Origin of the sequence: Paenibacillus terrigena DSM 21567, assembly GCF_000374845.1 — a bacterium.
GTDB lineage: Bacteria > Bacillota > Bacilli > Paenibacillales > Paenibacillaceae > Paenibacillus_K > Paenibacillus_K terrigena.
This window is the reverse complement of sequence record NZ_KB895414.1, coordinates 71,330-88,384: the sequence shown is the minus strand read 5'-3', so window position 1 is coordinate 88,384 and position 17,055 is coordinate 71,330. Positions and strand designations below refer to the sequence as shown.

Below are 17,055 nucleotides of genomic sequence, written 5' to 3'. Positions count from 1 at the left end.
TTCCTATTGGCGATAAAAACTACCTCTAAACGCGGTCGCTCATCTTTGAAAGGACCTCGATAGAGGTTTTTCTCATTTCGGGAAGGGAGAAAATTTGTACAAGCTTTTTGGGAGGTTTTTCAATATAATGAATATAATCCTCATCGGGATAATAAGGATAAGAATGTGGAAGGGGAAGTCATCTTATGTACTTATATCGTGTTGAAATTGAATTGGAAGAACAACTTGTCTATCTCATTGTCGTAGCGGAGACGGACGAGAAAGCATTTTCCTATGTCGACTCTCACATGGACCGTCATTTCCTAGCATCACCAGCGCAACTTGAGGTTAGTATCCTTGAGAAGAAAAGATTGGATAAGGGTGCGGGTTACGTGATTGAGACGCATCGCAAGTGACTTGAAATACAAGAGCCCTCCATACCATTCGCTCGGGTGGTATACAGGGCTCTTCTTATTGGTGTTAAATCTAACCTAGTACTTCACATCTTCGGTATACCGATTGCCAGCGTTCCACAATAGGTACTCATCGATGCCGGTATCCTTCAAGGCGCGGATTTGCTCTTCGACTTCATGTTTGCCATATTTCGTGTAATGCCCTTTTCCAAGCCAGCTTGCAGTGAAGTCTTGAATCCATGGTCTGATGATAGGCTTCTTCTCGGCGAGTGGAGAAAGTTTTTTGTGTGTATCCTCCATGGAGCCTTTAATCGTGCGATAAGGTTCGATATCCGGATTCTTCGCACCGTACCAACCGGTTGAGTAGTGGCTTGGATAGACCATGGGGCAGATCACATCGACATGCTCTGATATTTTTACGAAATCCTGTCCAATGCCTTCTGCGGCAGGGACGGATGCTGCATAACCGAAAATATCTACGGAGACACGCACACCAAGAGGCGCGAGCTGCTGCTTCGCATAATCGACGAAATCGGCAACAATTTGTACGCGCGATTTGTCATTCGTTGTGAATTTGAGCGATTTGGCCTTGTTCTCAAATCCTTCAGGGAACCGAACATAGTCGAATTGGATTTCACGGAAACCTAGCTTCACAGCTTCCTTGGCTAGTTCGATATTATAGTCCCATACTTCTTTCATGTAGGGATTCACGAAGCTGTCCTTCTTGCCATTCGCCCACACGGATCCATCGGATTTGACGAAAGAGAGTTCCGGATGCTTCTTTGCAAGTACGGTGTCCTTGAAGACGACGATTCGAGCGATCGGATAGATCTGATGTTTCTGTAGTGTCTCCATGAATTGGTGAATATCTTTAATAAAGGGCTTAGGTGATCCAAGCTGCGCTAACTTCGCATTGTCCGTCTTATAGGTGATATATCCGGAGTCATCTTTAATATCAACGACCATCGCATTAAGCTCAGTCGAATCTATTAATTGCAACAAGGATTTCAGACGTTCGCCGCCGGCACTGTATGCGGTTGCATAGATGCCCTTCACTTTGGGAGCATGCTCTTGTGGATCAAGCGCAGCGAATGGATTCGAGATCTGACCGCTCGGATTCGCTTCGGCGCTAATGGCTTGCAGGGCAGCTCTCATTAACTGCGTTGAGCTAGTGTCTTGGTGTGCTGGTGTCTGGCTTAAGGAGCTCAGAGCCATGAGTAATAAAGACCATAGGATGTTCATGAAAGGGTACACTCTCCTCTTGCGACGCTATTAGACGTTGTTCAAAAAGTCATCTTTTGATCACGAAGTGTTGCAAAGTAGCAGACCCGACATCGAATCTTGCGTTCATCCTCGAAGAGCATATGCTTTCGAAGTATGTTTCCTTCAGAAACATTTCAGGTACTCATTTAGGTTTTACCTAAACTCCGTTCCTCCTGAAAGTTTTTCGAAGAAAAACTTGCTACGTAAGCATTATCCGAGGATTCTCGCAACCTGAGTATACGCTTACGATGTCAGTTTTCTGCGAAAACTCTTAGATGCTGAAAAGCCGACTTTTTGAACTCGCACTATTACTAGATTATAGCGAAAAAGAGAGATTCGTTATAGAGCATTATGGAGGATTTTGCAGAAAAAACTCCCCTGCAGAATTGAGGCATCTACAGGGGAGCTGTTTAATGAATGTAACCATTTTTTTGATTATCACAGATGCTGTAATGAATAATCTCCATTGCATCCCCAGGACCTAAGATGTTGATACCGTCCCGTAGTACGATGTTGCGATCCAGTTCCGTTTGGCGAAGGAACGGAATAAGATCAGGGTACCATTTTAACACAATCTCGGACAGTTTTACCGTTTCCATTTCCACAGCGATCACCCTTTCATCGAAATCATGATTACGAGTTCGGAAAAGCTGTACATCGTGAAACAAAGGGTAAAAACCTGAAAACTATGCCAAATGATTTATTTCCAATTTTAATCCATTTGATTATAACACATCTTCCCAATAAAAAGTAGCGACACTTACGGTTTTCGTCTGCGGAATGCGCCCATTACACCGACGGTCTCTACGATGTTCACAAAAGCTTTCTTATCAACAGATTTAATGATATTCTGCAGTTCGGCTAACTCATAACGTGTCGTTACTGTCATCAGCATATCCTTCTCCACTTCCGAATAGGCACCACGCGTCTTGATGATGGTGACACCACGCGGCAAGCCAAGTAACTTTTCCAGCATTAGTTCCGTCTCATTCGTAATAATGAAGGCAGTAACTTTAATATGGCTAATATGGATCACATCCATTACTTTTCCCGTGATAAATACGGAGAGCATGGAATATAAGGCCAAATCCCAGTTGTCCTTCATGTATCCAAGGGCGATAATGATGAAGCCATTTAAGCCGACGATCATCATCCCCAGCTGAATATCGCGGTATCTGGAAATAATGGAAGCAACGATATCGAATCCACCGGAAGAGCCGCCCATTCGAAGGGAGATACCTGCACCAAAACCAATGAGGCATCCGCCGAATACGGCGCCAAGGATAGGGGTGTCGTTGAACTGATACACTGGCAACAATTGCATGAACCAAGTTACCGCAACAACGGACACCATACTATTGAAGATAAATCGTTTCCCGAGGATGAACCATCCTGCAACGAGGATCGGGGCGTTGAAGATCAGATACAACAATCCGATATTCCAGTGAGTGAAATAACCTGTGATCATCGCGAGTCCGTTCAAGCCGGAACTCAAAATTTGATGAGGGATAATGAACAAATTAGACCCTACGGCTATAAAGAACGCTCCAATGACCATGGAAGCGATTTCCCATACTTTTTTCAATGAAATTCACCTCATATGTAGTATTTAGCAAGTTAGTCGCTGGTATTCTCCATCTAATTTGTGATATAATATATTAGATGTTCTTGAGTAGGGATTATTTTCCAACTGCGACGATGTTTGCAGTTGGATTTGTGCATTATATATGCATATGAATTGAAATACAGGGGATCGCATACAAAATGTTTTTCGCTACTTAAGGATACAGTTTAGGATGGGGAATGTCCATCACCCCCCAAGATAAAGAAGGAGTATGAACTATATTGATGAACTTTACAGATTTTGGCTTGGACGCGAAGCTGCTCCAGGCAATCACGGAACTTGGATTTGAAGAATCCACTCCGATCCAATCGAAATCCATTCCATTTGCAATGGAAGGGAGAGACTTGATTGGACAGGCACAGACAGGTACAGGGAAGACAGCAGCATTTGGTATTCCGCTTATCAACAAAATTCCAGTTACCGAAGAGCGCATCGTCGCACTAATCATGACACCCACACGCGAATTAGCGATTCAAGTATCTGAAGAAATTGCAAAGCTTGCACGTTTCAAAGGTACTCGCTCACTACCGATTTACGGTGGACAAGATATCGTTCGCCAAATCCGCGCATTGAAGAAAAAACCTCAAATCATTATCGGTACACCAGGTCGTTTGCTTGACCATATCAATCGTAAGACGATTAAACTGGATGATGTACAGACCGTCATCTTGGATGAAGCAGATGAAATGCTCGACATGGGCTTCATGGAGGACATTCAATCGATCTTGAAGCTCGTTCCTGATGAGCGTCAGACGATGCTGTTCTCGGCAACAATGCCTCCGAACATCCAGAAGCTTGCACAACAATTCTTGAAAAACCCAGAGCATGTATCCGTTATTCCAAAGCAAGTAAGTGCACCACTTATCGATCAAGCTTACATTGAAGTTCATGAGCGTCAGAAGTTCGAAGCGATAAGCCGTTTGCTTGATATGGAATCTCCAGAGCTTGCAATTGTATTCGGACGTACGAAACGCCGTGTTGACGAATTGTCCGAAGCATTGCAGAAGCGTGGTTATTCTGCAGACGGATTGCATGGTGACTTGTCTCAGAACCAACGTGATACCGTTATGCGTAAATTCCGTGATGGCAGCATTGATGTACTCGTGGCAACAGACGTTGCGGCACGTGGTCTTGATGTGAGTGGCGTGACTCACGTAGTGAACTTTGACCTTCCACAAGATCCTGAGAGCTATGTACACCGGATCGGTCGTACAGGCCGCGCAGGTAAAGAAGGTACAGCATGGTCCTTCGTAACACCTCGTGAGATCGATCACTTGCACTTCATTGAGAAAGTGACAAGACATCGCATTCCGAAGAAGCCATTGCCAAGTCTTGCAGAAGCTATCGAAGGTAAACAACGTCTAACAGCTGAGCGTATTCTTGAGATCGTTCAGAATGAAGAATACAACGAGTTCAAGGCAATCTCAATTCAATTGCTCGAACAATATGATTCCGTACAATTGCTATCGGCGGCTATGAAATTGCTCACAGGCGAGAAGAAAGATGGTGTGATCGAATTGACACCGGAAGAGCCGATTCGTGCAAAACGCCGTAAACCGGACATCCGTTCTAGCGGACGTCGGCCATCTGGCAGCTACGGATCCAACCGTCAAGGCGGCGGCGGGAACCGCGAAGGATCTTCTTACCGTCGTGAAGGCAGTCGCGAAGGCAGTCGTGATGGCAACCGCTCTGGCGGCGGATACTCCAAAGGCGGATATGGTAGCCGTGAAGGCGGTTATTCCCGTGGTGGAGACAGCAGTGGGTACCGTGGTAACAGCGATCGCAAACCTCGCACAAGTGGCGAAGGAGATCGCAGACCACGTACGAATAGCGGTGAAGGCCGTAAACCAGCGAAACGTCCTGAGAGTATGAGCGACGTATAGAATGGAAGAAGACGAAGCGTAAGGCTTCGTCTTTTTTTTGTGCATCAAGGTTGAGGATTAACGTAGTTAGATGAAAGCGCCGCTAACAATAACGAGCAGAATGAAAAGAACTAAAATTCCGCTAGTAGATGTGATTCCGAAACCGCCGAATCCGAAGTCGCCCATACTGTAACCTCCTTCTATGAAATGAAAGTGGTTGGGGATTACAGTGTATCCTATGGTGGTTAGGTGCTAGTCGTTTAGACTACTACCCAGTCCAACTAAAATAGGCGGTAGCAAATAGTAGGCCACTTGTATTATAGTAATATAATATACAAGCATTGATGATTTGCTGAGGAGGTAATTTGTTTGGAATTTAAAGGCGTTATGGGAGGATTATATCGGGTCTCGGAATGGATTATGCGCTTGTCGGCTATTAATCTGCTCTGGATCTTATGTTCGTCCCCATTCTTGTTCTTCGCGTTTACGAAGTTGTTAGTGGTCCAACAAAACCTAGTGAATGAGTCGATTACAATGAACTGGGCAATGGGGATTGTAGCTCCGTTCACATTATTCCCTGCAACCGCAGCGATGTTCACGGTCGCTCGTAAATGGGTCATGGGTGAGACGGATGTCAAGCTATTCTCGACATACTTCAAAGGGTATAAGCAGAACTATGTACAAGCTATGATCGGCGGTATTTTCTACACGTTGCTCGCTGTCATTATGTATGTGGATTTACAAGTGTATATGACCCAACTGAAGGGCTTCCAATTCGTTGGTATTGTGATGGTGGTATTGCTGGTCGTATTGCTGATCTCGATGTTCAACTTCTTCTCGATGATCGTGCACTATCATATGAAAACGCTACAACTGATTAAGAATGCGGTTCTCCTGACAGTCATTCGACCGATCCGTTCCATTACAACTGTACTTGGAGCAGGTATTCTCGGTTACTTCAGCTTGAGATATCCGTTCTTGATTATCTTCTTTACCGGTAGTATCATTGCTACGTTCGCATTCTATAACTTCCATTTGATTTATTTGAAGATGCAGCTGCAATTAGAGAAGGATGCACTGGAGAAAGCTGAGAAGGAAGAAGCTGAGGCTGAGGCAGTGCTAAGCGAGGACAAGCCGACCACTTAGTTTACTTTTGGACTGCAAGGTACTATAATAGGTGTTACATCCTGCGGTGTTCGTTCGATTTCACGTTGTTTTGAACCAATAACGGTTTCTAGGGAGTTCAAATCGAGTTGCTGCTGACACGCCCTTCACTGGGACTTCAAAGGTAACTCTGCGGGCACCCACCTGCGAGAGTAGGTTCAGAAGCATTTGAAATCGGACGGCATTTGCGGGTTTGTGTACATATAAGGGAGGAAGTTCGTTGTCACTCAAAAGAGCTCTAATCGGCATCTTGCGCAGTTATGAAGCAACTGGCGATCGTGCCAAAGACCCTAAATTAAAATCACATTACTATAGTTTATCTAAAGATCGTGCATGGGAAGAGGTTGTATCCACGCTTAAGAAAATTCCAGGGTACAAGCTGCTTCATGAAGTGCATTCTGTTGGTGAAATTACGCTGGAGAAAAGAACGGTTACAGGCAGAACGATGGATATTACGGTATCTGTAATATCTGTGGGACCAACCAAATCGGCAGTCGATATTTTCTCTGCATCGCGCGGCGGTATGGGAGATCTGGGATCCAATTATCGTGTGATTATGGAATTGTTCGCGATTTTAGATAAGAAGCTATCATCATATAAAACATCGAGCTAAATGTTTCAGGCGCTGCCTGAATCTTATATAGGAAAAGCAAAAAAGCGAGGAAGGGGAACCTTCGCTCGCTTTTTACGTACTACGTATTACGATTATAGAAGCGCTTGGACAGCTGCGATCGCATTTTCATAGTTCGGATGCTCAGTCATTTCGGAGAGTACTTCTACGTATGTAATCGTATCATTCGCATCAACCACGAATACAGCACGCATGTCTAGACGGAATTCTTTGATCAATACACCATAGCTTTCTGCAAAGCTATTGGATTTGTAGTCAGACAACGTGATTACTTTATCGATGCCTGCTGCGCCACACCAACGAGCTTGTGCAAATGGTAGGTCAGCACTTACAGTAAGAATAACGACATTATCGCCAAGCTTGCTAGCTGCTTCGTTGAAACGACGTGTCTGTGCATCGCATACACCTGTATCGAGGGAAGGAACAACACTGATCAGCTTGATTTTGCCTGCATAGTCTTGAAGCGTTACTTCTTCAAGCAAGTTCTTGTTCAATGTGAAGTTAGGAGCTTTGTCGCCTGCTTTAAGTTCTGGACCGATTAATGTGATCGGGTTTCCTTTGAATGCTACTGTACGTTCTTGTGCCATGGATATTGCCTCCTTTAGATATCTTGCTTCCAGAATTTATTATAGTTGTTTTGAGTCGAAAATGTCTAATTGTTTTACAATATATTTAGGGAATGGTGATGGATTATGATATTTATTCGTTATGAGAATTTCAAGAGTTATCTTCGCTTCTATCCAGTGACGTCGGTTCTACTGCTTGCCAATATCGTGGTGTTCATCTTGATGGCATTTGATGGTGGATCAACGAATACATATACGCTTCTGAAATATGGAGCGATGTTGAATGATTCACATTATGCGACAGAATACTGGCGTTATTTCACAGCGATGTTCGTTCATATTGGCTTCGATCATTTATTGTTTAATTCTTTTGCGCTGTTCGTATTCGCTCCACCGCTCGAACGCTTGCTTGGCTCGTGGCAGTATGCCTTGTTCTACCTCTTCAGCGGCCTGCTAGGGAATGTGTTTAGTGATTTGATGGCAAGTGGTCCAACTTTGTCGGCGGGCGCCTCAGGCGCAATTTACGGCATTTACGGAGCGTATCTATTCATTGTTCTGTTGCAACGATCATTATTGGATCCTCCTTCAAGACAGACGATCTATATGCTGCTCGGCATGGGGTTGGTCTATTCCGTTATGGTAGCGAGTGTGAATTTATGGGCGCATCTCGGCGGGCTTGTCGCTGGGTTTATCCTCTACGGATTGATTCGTAAGCTTAGACTGTGAAGACGATTACATTTTTTCATTGAAAGCACAAGGGCGGCATGGTACAGTAGCTGTATTGACGCCAAGAACGGAGTGTACATCAGTGGAATTAAGGCAGTTGTATTATTTTGTGAAAGTAGCAAAGAAAGAACATGTGACGCAAGCGGCGGAAGAGCTGCATGTGGCACAATCGGCTGTCAGCCGCCAGATTCACCAGTTAGAGGAAGAGCTTGGCGTAAAGCTGTTTATACAGAAGGGGCGTAATCTTCAGCTAACCCCTGTCGGTCAACTCCTGTATAAGCGTATTGAGGCGGTCTTGCGCTCGTTAGAGCGAACCGTACAGGAAGTCCATGAATTTCATGACCCGAATTGCGGGGAGGTCCGGCTAGGATTTCCACACAGCTTGGGTATTCATCTAATACCGGAAGTGGTCTCCGAATTTCGGAAGATCCACCCGAATGTGAAATTTCGTCTCAAGCAGGGGAATTATGCATCGCTGATCAAAGATGTCAGTTCAGGAGACACGGACCTGGCGTTCATATCCCCTTTTCCCGATGAGTCGGAGCATGTAACGGGTCAGATTGTATTGATGGAGGAGCTGTCAGCCATCGTACCGCCGAATCATCCGCTTGCCGGAGAAGAATCAATCGTATTGGAACAGTTGAAGGATGAAATGTTCGTCTTATTTAGCCAAGGTTATTCCTTGCGGCCCATCGTATGGGATGCATGCGAGCAGGCTGGATTCTCACCGAAGATTAGCTTCGAAGGAGAAGAGACAGATACGATACGCGGACTTGTCGCTGCAGGGATGGGCGTTAGCTTACTTCCAGACATGGCCTTATTCCAGACACAGAAGCTGGAGCCTTCAAGGGTTCGCATCCGGGAGCCGAAGGTCGTACGACCGATTGGTCTCATCCGTCGAATCGATGATAAATTATCACCCGTTGCTGCTGTATTCTACGCCTTTTTGTTACAGTTCTTCGAAAATAGAGAAAACTCCCATTCCGTACAATAGCACGGATGGGAGTTTTTTGGTTTCTTCGTATTAATCGCGATTGTTCACGAAAATTAAGATGTAACGTAAAAGCTCGAGGAGCGATAGGAGCGCAGCGGCGACGTAAGTGAGTGCTGCGGCGTTCAATACTTTGGCAACGCCTCGTTCTTCATCATTCGTAATAAAGCCTTCAGAGACCATAATGTCACGTGCCCGATTACTTGCATTGAACTCTACAGGCAGCGTAACGACTTGGAAAGCTACTGCAGCGGAGAAGAAGATAATACCGATACCGACTAAGTTCATGAAGTCGAAGATGAATCCTGCGAGCAACAAGAATGGTGCGACGCCAGAGGCGAAATTCACGAATGGGAACATCCGATGGCGAAGGACAAGCATGGAATACGATTGCTGATGTTGGATCGCATGACCGACTTCGTGACAGGCAACCGATACAGCTGAGATGGAATTCTCATAATAGACCGGTTCGGATAATCTTACCACTCGTGCAATCGGATCGTAATGGTCTGTCAATGCGCCGCGAACGGGTTCGATGGGAACATCATGGAGCCCATTGGCATCCAGCATTCGTCTAGCTGCTTCATATCCTGTAAGTCCGCTTTGAACTGGAACTTCAGACCACTTGTTGAATGTTCCTTTGACTCGAAATTGTGCCCATATCGTTAGAATAAAGGCTAGCAAGATTGGGATGTACATAAATGTTGATAATGTCATTGGTATAGCCCTCCTATTGTAATTACATAATTGAGTTTTTGCTGAGCAATAGCAGTAACGCTTCGATGACTGCAGCGCTTTGCGGAGTTAAGTTTTTGAATAAATTTTTTGCTTGTCGCGGCTTGAGCTGTTCGATGACTGGACTTAGCTCCTTCACCTCACGTTCTAATTGCGCCATATGCATCTGAAGTGAGGTCAATCGCTGTGATACTTCTTCTTCTCGCGTTACCTTGCTCCATTCCGTCAAGCTGTGTTTAATCTCATCGAGCGTGTATTTCTCTTGCTTCATCTGATTAATACGTTGTAAACGGATTAAGGTTTCATCGCTATAGAGACGATAATTGCTGCTGGAACGTTGCTCGGGTTCAATCAAGCCAAGCTTTGTATAGTAGTCGATCGTACGCAGGCTTACATTTGCTTCTCTTGCTAGTTCGCTGATGCGATACATTTTGATTGTGTCCAATGTTAGGCACCTCGCTTCTTAAGATTGCTATCTATGTATCATACTAAACATCAAAGTATACAGTCAAACGTTATGGTTTGTCGTGTGGGTCTCTGGAACTCGAGTGATGTAAATTGACATCATCAGGGTATGTTCTTATCGAATAAACATATTTTAACAAAAGAATGCTTGTGCGCCCTAGACTTGTTCGTTATAATTCAGCTAGAGTTGAATGTTCATGTTATGAAATGTTACACGGGATAAACATGGGGGTAGGCGGATGGAGCAAATGGGAGTCGCAATGGAAGCATTAGGGGCAGCGACATCGGTTCACGCGTTACGTCTGTTACGTGATCAGTATCAGACGTTGTGGAGCCAAGCTGTGGATTCAACCCAGGTGCTCGAGTGGAATGTCCAGCTGAATCGATGGCATGATGCATTGATTGCAGCAACGATTCGTCTATGTGAGCAAATGCTTGTCAGGGAGGGCTGGGGGCATCCGCCTGTTCGATATGCATTTGTCTTGTTCGGAAGCGGTGGTCGAAGTGAACAAGCACAATGGAGCGACCAGGATCATGGATTGATCATGGAGGATACGACGGATAGTTCCGTGCTCGAATACTTCGAGCACTTCTCGAAAGTGATCGTTGAACAATTGATGGTGCTTGGATTCCCGAGGTGCAAGGGGCAGGTGCTCGTAAGCAATAGTGTTTGGCGGAAGTCGATGAAGCAGTGGGAAGAACAATTGAGGTTATGGCTTGAAGACTTATCTTGGGAGCATGTACGCTATTTGCTGATTGCATCCGACATGCGTCCTGTATTTGGTGACGAGGACCTTGCGGCAGAATGGCGTGCCTTATATACGAACCTGCTAAAGCGTACGCCTGGTATTGCAGAAGCGATGCTGCGCAACACGTTGTACTATAAAGCGTCGATTAATTCTTTTGGCCAGATTATTCGGGAAAGGTTCGGTGAGTTCGCCGGGGGAGTGAACTTGAAGTATGGGGCCTATATTCCGCTAGTGAATGGAATTCGTTATCTAGCCATTACTACAGGGTTAAGAGTGGATCAAGATGCATTCTATGCACTTCAGCAACCATCCACGTGGGAACGCTTCATGTATTTGAAGCAGAATGGGTCCCAGGATACAGAGCTTCTTAGCTCATGTGAGATAGCTTTCCGCTCGGTATTAGCAAGGCGGGCAACGATTCCATTTGTCATCGAAGAGGGCGAATACGTGAGCCATGGATATGTGACTGAATCGGACTTAACACGAGACGTCGTAAGAGCATTGAAGAAGGAGTTGCAAGCTGTACATGGCTTACAACGCTATTTGAATCGACAAATACGTGTGCAGATGAGGAATGAACGATGAAGGATCGGGGATCAACGGAAGGAAGTTGGTGGAGCGCACTGAAGAGGGGTGAGATTTCATCTGCTTTTTCTTCCATTATCGGCGTTCCAAATGCCAAAGCGGAGCAAATTGCGTTTATGCGTAACACGTTGAAGGAGCAGCGGAAACCCAATGTGCTGCACGTTCCTTTGGAAGAATTATCTGTGGTCGTGTTCGATCTGGAGACGACGGGATTCCTACCCAATCATGGGGATGAAATTATCTCGATTGGGGCAGTCCGAGTCAAGGGAGAAGAGATCAATACGGGGGAACAGTTCTATTCGCTCGTTCAAGTGAATCAGACGGTCCCGCCCGAAATTGAACAGTTGACGGGAATCTCGAATGCGATGCTGGCGAATGGCCTGCCGCTTCCAACGGCACTTCAACTTTTCATGCAATTTGTCGGTTCCGATGTCTTGATAGCCCATGCCAGCGGTCATGATAAAGCGTTCTTAGTCTCTGCATTCTGGAAAACCTGGCGGGCGCGCTGGTCTCATCGACTCGTAGACACGATGCTCGTCGCGAAGTGGCTGGAGAAGGAGTCACGCAACTATACACTGGATGAATTGCTGGTAATGAATCAGATTGAGGTGACGACGCGTCACCATGCATTAGAAGATGCCCGAATGACCGCAGCATTATGGTCGCAGTATGTGCGAAGAATGCGTGAACGTCAAGTCACGACGTTATCGGAATTATATGCGTATTTAAGTTCATCTTAGATGGATATCATTTGATTAAACACCTCCTTTTGGGGTGTTTTTTTTTTTGTATGCATGAGAATACCCAATATGTAGAGAATAAGGATGTTAATACAAGGCAAAAGATATCTATGCAATGAATAGGAATCGTTGATCGTACCCATTAGTGGTATTTTTCTCCTAACAATTACTTGGTAATCTATACATGTTGTGCATCATGCTGGGGATGAGGGGTAGATTTGTGATATAATATTACTGCTTTATAAAAAAATAAGTTGGAGGTATTGTGAATGAAGCAAATCAGAGATTGTGATCTTCCAGGGATTGGGCACAAATATGTGATCGAAACCCGCAGCGAAGATAAGCTTGTCATCATTGTACATGATGATGGGAGAAGGGAAATGTACCATTTTGACCATGAGGATCCGGATGAGAGCATCTCGATGATCACGCTGGACGATGATGAAGCGAGACAGATCGCGGGAATCGTCGGGGGAATGGCTTACAAGCCGAAAGCGCTGGAGAGTATCGAGGTGGCGCTGGATGAGCTCATTATTGAATGGTACAAAATTGAGCCCCATGCGGTATGTGTCGGCAAGACCATCGGAGAGATTAATGTACGCCATCAATCAGGTGCGACGATCATTGCCATGCTGGGCAAAGAGAATGAGCGTGTCATTAATCCTGGACCAGACAGTGTTCTCAAAGCGCATGCGACCCTGGTCGTAGCGGGAGAGCGTCAACAAATTATGAAATTGAAACAAATCTTAATGAACGGAGAGTGATGGGATGGAGCATGTTGTTTTAGAACTTGGCCTAGCTGTTGCGCTCATTGCGCTTGCTGGCTTGTTATCTGCAAAACTAAGGTTCTCCGTCATTCCTTTCTATATTCTTGTTGGGATGGCTGTAGGACCTCACGCACCTAAGTTTGGTAACTTTGATTTTCGGTTTATTCATAGTGCCGAGTTAATTGAGCTTCTTGGACGTCTAGGCGTACTCTTCTTATTGTTTTATTTGGGTCTAGAGTTCTCTGTAGGGCGTCTAATAAAGGCGGGTAAGTCAATTGCCATCGGCGGGACGATCTATATCGTGATTAACTTTTCGTTAGGACTTCTCTTCGGATTTGGCGCGGGGCTGCCGTTTCAAGAAGTACTCATTATTGCCGGGATTACGAGTATCTCATCCAGTGCGATCGTTGCCAAGGTACTGGTAGATCTGAAGCGTACGGCGAATGCGGAAACGGAGATGATACTGGGCATTATCATGTTCGAGGATATTTTCCTAGCCGTTTATATTTCGATTCTATCCGGTCTTGTGCTTAGCGGTGCGAGCTCCATCGGTGGAGTATTGCTATCTGCAGCGATTGCGCTTGGATATATGCTCTTAGTTATTGTCGTTGGACGTAAAGCACTGCCTTTACTGAACAAAATGTTTAACATTCGATCCAATGAACTGTTCTTGCTGGCGGTATTTGCCACGCTGTTCATTGTTGCGGGCTTCTCCGAGACCATCCATGTTGCTGAAGCCATCGGTGCGTTGCTCGTTGGATTAGTTCTTGCAGAGACAGAGCATATGAAGCGAATTGAACATTTGATTTTACCGTTTCGTGATTTCTTCGGAGCACTATTCTTCTTCAGCTTCGGATTGACGATTGATCCGTTCACGCTTGGTGGAGCGGTGTGGTTATCACTTGGCGCGGTCGTCATCACATTAATTGGTAACTATATTGCAGGTATGCTTGCGGGTCGCAGTGCCGGATTATCACCCAAGGCTTCATCGAATATTGGACTCACGATTGTATCACGCGGGGAATTCTCGATCATCATAGCGAACCTGGGGAAAGCAGGGGGATTACTGGCGATATTGCAACCATTCTCTGCATTGTACGTGTTAATCTTAGCGATCTTAGGTCCACTATTAACTAAGGAATCGAAGCATGTCTACAATTTCATGAATCGGATCTTTAAGCTCGATCGCAATTATAAGAAGAAAAATGCAGCGAAAACCGAAATGAAAAAAGTAGAAGATCCTTCATAGGAAGATTAATAGTAAATCGGTTGTCATTTTTAACGGAGAGGAGGAACAAAAAATGATGCATAAAAGCAAAAAAATCACACTCACCTGTTGGATGAGCATGATTTTGCTGTTGTCTATTTTTATTCCTATCGCGTTCGTTGAAAATGCAAGTGCGCCGATTGGCTCGAATGAATTACTCCTCAAGGGCTCACAGAAAGACGGGTTTATTACAGTCAAGCGCAGTATCAAGTTGCATATGCTAACCATTCCTCAGTTGCCTGAGATCAAGACGGATTCCACCAACAACATGGAACGGAATGTACGTTCGATGATGCTTGAAGTGTTTATAGCTTCTTGGTTTATTTTGCTGCTGAGACGGCGGCTGTTATGGCCGATTAAGTACACCTCGAATTATCTATGACTGGACTGTTTATTTGACCGTAGCATCCGGTTTGATCAGGAAGAAGCTAAGCCCGAGACCGATGAGCGACAATGCAGATACGGTAATGAAAATCGTTGCATGTGATATGCCCATCATCCACCCGAACAATGGCGGACCGAACGCCACCCCGAGGAAGCGTAAGCTGTTATATAATGATGTAATCATCCCGCGTTCACCTTTCTCAACCGACCCTGTAATCATCGTATTGAGACAAGGTAATAACAACCCCGTTCCAATGCTGCTGAGTGTAAGCAATCCAATAAATACATAGATATTTTTGTTGAAGAAGATGGCTAAGGCAAGGGAAACCGTCATCACAATGAGTCCGATATTGACGAACCAACGAATGAGAACCCCGTTTTTTTTGACGACACTTCCTGAAATGTACGAAGTCGTGACCAAGCCGAGGAGTGGAATGGCTAATACAAGACCTTTTACAACCCCATCGATATTATAAGGTTTCTTCTCCAGAATATTAGACAGGTAGAACAAAATCCCGAAGAGGATGAATAACGCAAGGGAACCGACAAAAAATGAAGTAATGAGCCAGCGGCCTTTCTTTTTCAAAATAACCCCGATTTTATGCAAATAGGGTTTCAATGGCAAAGGTTCATTTTTTCGTTTCGGTTCTTTGATGAGGAAAATAACCATCACGAGCGATATCCCGCAAAAAATAGGGAATGCGAAGAAGGCTGCATACCATACGATTAAAGCGAGAAGCGATCCAAGAATGGGGCTTATAACTTTCCCTGCACCATTGGAGGCCTCAATTAATCCGAGTGCTTTGCTCTCTTCACCATCCTTAAATAGATCACCGACGAGGGCCATGGCAATAGGAGCGGTACCAGCCGCGCTAATACCTTGAATGGCACGTGCGATAATAAGCCACGAGTAGGAGCCCCATGCGGCAGCGAACCCTGCTAGAATGCCCGCACTGCCGTAAACGATTAAAGCAGGAATCATGATCGCTTTACGTGAGAACCGATCGGATAAATAACCAACGAGCGGTATGATAAGAGCCGCAGCGATGGAGAAAATCGAGATCACCAGACTGCTCTGGAATTGGGAAATGTGAAGCTGTGACTGCAGCTGTGGCAGAATAGGGACAAGCATGGAATTGCCGAGCACTAGAACCAATGGAATGCTGGCAAGGGCTATATACTTCCATACACTTCCTTTATCGCTCTGAGATGCGTCTGGTTTTGTTTCGTATGAATCATTGTTCTTCGAACTCGATTCAATCTCGCTCTCAAATGAGATGGAAAGAAGCTTCTTGGACTTTGTTTTGGTGGCCATTCTTCCCAACCTTTCTAAAGATTCATAAGTGTTCGGGGTCCCCACAAAGGACATGAATCGACTCCGAAGCCAAAGCCCCGCTATGTGGGGGTATTTGGTGTCATGTGCCATTATTGTTGCCGGTTTGATGGGGTGACATGCAAAAAAAGATTGGTAAGGTTTGAAAATATGAGGAAAAAGAGGGTACAATAGAAGTTAAAGACCATGTACACAATGCATATAAATATGAATCGATAAGAAGGGTAAATCACCGATGAGAAGGAACTTATGGCTATTGGTTGTTATTGTGCTGTTAGTGACGATTGCAATCAATCAAAATGGAACCAAAAAAGATCGTCCTGTGAATTCGAATTCATCCGCCTTACCGACGGAAGCTGCACCAATGCTGAACAAGCTGGCTCCCGGTTTTGAGCTGGAAGCATTGGATGGCAAGACGTATTCGGTTGGTGGTAAACGTGATAAGGTGACCATGATTAACTTCTGGGCGTCTTGGTGTGAACCGTGCCAAGAAGAAGCGCCGGATTTAAAGCGTTTCTCAGAGCAGTATAAGGAGAAGCTGGACCTGTATTCCGTGAACGTGACCTCGACAGATACACTTGAGAATGCCAAGGCATTCGTTGCGCAGTATCAACTTACGAATCCGATCCTGATGGATACGAAGGGCGACCAATTTAAGCTCTATAAAGGGATTGCGTTCCCGACGAATATTCTGATTGATCGTGATGGAGTCATCCGTGATATTACGATTGGCGTTGTGCCTGCAAAGACGCTTGAGGAGAAGATTCAGAATATTATTGCAGATTAAGGAAATAAGCGTGCAACAACAATA

20 protein-coding genes and 1 other RNA gene are annotated in these 17,055 nt (G+C 45.1%); 13 read left to right on the top strand and 8 right to left on the bottom strand.

Translation table 11 applies throughout. The annotated features are described in order from the left end of the window. The first annotated feature begins 185 nt into the window (after nt 1-185). Complete coding sequence (locus tag C558_RS0108400; RefSeq protein WP_018755815.1) at nt 186-395, top strand: DUF3906 family protein; 210 nt, start codon at nt 186-188, stop codon at nt 393-395. A 75-nt stretch (nt 396-470) separates the two neighbouring features. Here C558_RS0108400 and C558_RS0108395 read toward each other — a convergent pair whose 3' ends face one another. From C558_RS0108395 to C558_RS0108385, 3 genes are all read right to left on the bottom strand, one after another. After that, entirely contained in the window at nt 471-1,634 is a 1,164-nt protein-coding gene (locus C558_RS0108395) for a putative glycoside hydrolase (RefSeq protein WP_018755814.1), read from the bottom strand. A 431-nt stretch (nt 1,635-2,065) separates the two neighbouring features. Then, a complete protein-coding gene (locus C558_RS0108390; RefSeq protein WP_018755813.1) occupies nt 2,066-2,254 on the bottom strand; it encodes a hypothetical protein in 189 nt (62 codons plus the stop codon). Nucleotides 2,255-2,415: 161 nt separating this feature from the next. Then, nucleotides 2,416-3,240 (bottom strand): YitT family protein, encoded by an 825-nt coding sequence (locus tag C558_RS0108385; RefSeq protein WP_018755812.1) that lies wholly within the window; start codon nt 3,238-3,240, stop codon nt 2,416-2,418. 260 nt (nt 3,241-3,500) lie between these two features. Between C558_RS0108385 and cshA the strand changes: the two genes are divergently transcribed. Next, a complete protein-coding gene (cshA, locus tag C558_RS0108380) occupies nt 3,501-5,162 on the top strand; it encodes a degradosome RNA helicase CshA (RefSeq protein WP_018755811.1) in 1,662 nt (553 codons plus the stop codon). Nucleotides 5,163-5,228: 66 nt separating this feature from the next. On the opposite strand, the gene C558_RS34455 is transcribed toward cshA, so the two are convergent. Beyond that, nucleotides 5,229-5,327: a hypothetical protein gene (locus tag C558_RS34455; RefSeq protein ID WP_018755810.1), complete on the bottom strand. Its 99-nt coding sequence runs from the start codon at nt 5,325-5,327 to the stop codon at nt 5,229-5,231. 183 nt (nt 5,328-5,510) lie between these two features. Between C558_RS34455 and C558_RS0108370 the strand changes: the two genes are divergently transcribed. The 3 genes from C558_RS0108370 to C558_RS0108365 all read left to right on the top strand — a co-directional run bounded on the left by C558_RS0108370 (nt 5,511) and on the right by C558_RS0108365 (nt 6,918). Continuing rightward, on the top strand, nt 5,511-6,287 hold the full coding sequence (locus C558_RS0108370; RefSeq protein WP_018755809.1) for a YesL family protein: 777 nt from the start codon (nt 5,511-5,513) through the stop codon (nt 6,285-6,287). Nucleotides 6,288-6,322: 35 nt separating this feature from the next. Next, a non-coding RNA gene (gene ssrS / locus C558_RS33060) (6S RNA) lies at nt 6,323-6,503 on the top strand. Nucleotides 6,504-6,525: 22 nt separating this feature from the next. Continuing rightward, nucleotides 6,526-6,918 (top strand): DUF1499 domain-containing protein, encoded by a 393-nt coding sequence (locus tag C558_RS0108365; protein ID WP_018755808.1) that lies wholly within the window; start codon nt 6,526-6,528, stop codon nt 6,916-6,918. A gap of 92 nt (nt 6,919-7,010) precedes the next feature. Here C558_RS0108365 and tpx read toward each other — a convergent pair whose 3' ends face one another. Then, a complete protein-coding gene (gene tpx, locus C558_RS0108360) occupies nt 7,011-7,523 on the bottom strand; it encodes a thiol peroxidase (RefSeq protein ID WP_018755807.1) in 513 nt (170 codons plus the stop codon). Nucleotides 7,524-7,628: 105 nt separating this feature from the next. Here tpx and C558_RS0108355 point away from each other — a divergent pair, with 105 nt between their 5' ends. Beyond that, entirely contained in the window at nt 7,629-8,228 is a 600-nt protein-coding gene (locus C558_RS0108355; RefSeq protein WP_018755806.1) for a rhomboid family intramembrane serine protease, read from the top strand. 82 nt (nt 8,229-8,310) lie between these two features. Beyond that, nucleotides 8,311-9,222 carry a glutamate biosynthesis transcriptional regulator GltC gene (gltC, locus tag C558_RS0108350; RefSeq protein WP_018755805.1) on the top strand — a complete coding sequence of 304 codons (912 nt, stop codon included), beginning with the start codon at nt 8,311-8,313 and terminating at the stop codon, nt 9,220-9,222. 30 nt (nt 9,223-9,252) lie between these two features. Here the strand turns inward: gltC and C558_RS0108345 are convergent, their stop codons facing one another. Both C558_RS0108345 and C558_RS0108340 read right to left on the bottom strand, forming a co-directional pair. Next, nucleotides 9,253-9,936 carry a zinc metallopeptidase gene (locus tag C558_RS0108345; protein WP_018755804.1) on the bottom strand — a complete coding sequence of 228 codons (684 nt, stop codon included), beginning with the start codon at nt 9,934-9,936 and terminating at the stop codon, nt 9,253-9,255. Between the two features lie 22 nt (nt 9,937-9,958). Further along, nucleotides 9,959-10,384, bottom strand: a complete 426-nt coding sequence (locus C558_RS0108340) for a MerR family transcriptional regulator (protein ID WP_051106856.1) — start codon at nt 10,382-10,384, stop codon at nt 9,959-9,961. A gap of 274 nt (nt 10,385-10,658) precedes the next feature. Here C558_RS0108340 and C558_RS0108335 point away from each other — a divergent pair, with 274 nt between their 5' ends. The 5 genes from C558_RS0108335 (at nt 10,659) to C558_RS0108310 (ending at nt 14,909) form a co-directional block, all read left to right on the top strand. Beyond that, a complete protein-coding gene (locus C558_RS0108335) occupies nt 10,659-11,753 on the top strand; it encodes a DUF294 nucleotidyltransferase-like domain-containing protein (protein WP_018755802.1) in 1,095 nt (364 codons plus the stop codon). Further along, nucleotides 11,750-12,493, top strand: a complete 744-nt coding sequence (locus C558_RS0108330) for an exonuclease domain-containing protein (RefSeq protein ID WP_018755801.1) — start codon at nt 11,750-11,752, stop codon at nt 12,491-12,493. The genes C558_RS0108335 and C558_RS0108330 overlap by 4 nt, the downstream gene beginning before the upstream one ends. Before the next feature lie 269 nt (nt 12,494-12,762). Continuing rightward, nucleotides 12,763-13,257, top strand: coding sequence for a cation:proton antiporter regulatory subunit (locus C558_RS0108320; RefSeq protein WP_018755799.1), 495 nt, complete (start codon nt 12,763-12,765; stop codon nt 13,255-13,257). A 4-nt stretch (nt 13,258-13,261) separates the two neighbouring features. Next, the gene (locus tag C558_RS0108315) at nt 13,262-14,509 is read left to right on the top strand and encodes a cation:proton antiporter (RefSeq protein ID WP_018755798.1); all 1,248 of its coding nucleotides are present in this window, start codon (nt 13,262-13,264) and stop codon (nt 14,507-14,509) included. A 52-nt stretch (nt 14,510-14,561) separates the two neighbouring features. Further along, a complete protein-coding gene (locus C558_RS0108310) occupies nt 14,562-14,909 on the top strand; it encodes a hypothetical protein (protein ID WP_018755797.1) in 348 nt (115 codons plus the stop codon). A 9-nt stretch (nt 14,910-14,918) separates the two neighbouring features. Here C558_RS0108310 and C558_RS0108305 read toward each other — a convergent pair whose 3' ends face one another. Then, complete coding sequence (locus C558_RS0108305) at nt 14,919-16,226, bottom strand: MFS transporter (RefSeq protein WP_018755796.1); 1,308 nt, start codon at nt 16,224-16,226, stop codon at nt 14,919-14,921. 253 nt (nt 16,227-16,479) lie between these two features. On the opposite strand from C558_RS0108305, the gene C558_RS0108300 reads away from it, so the two are divergent. Then, nucleotides 16,480-17,031, top strand: a complete 552-nt coding sequence (locus C558_RS0108300; protein ID WP_018755795.1) for a TlpA family protein disulfide reductase — start codon at nt 16,480-16,482, stop codon at nt 17,029-17,031. Nucleotides 17,032-17,055: the final 24 nt, after the last annotated feature.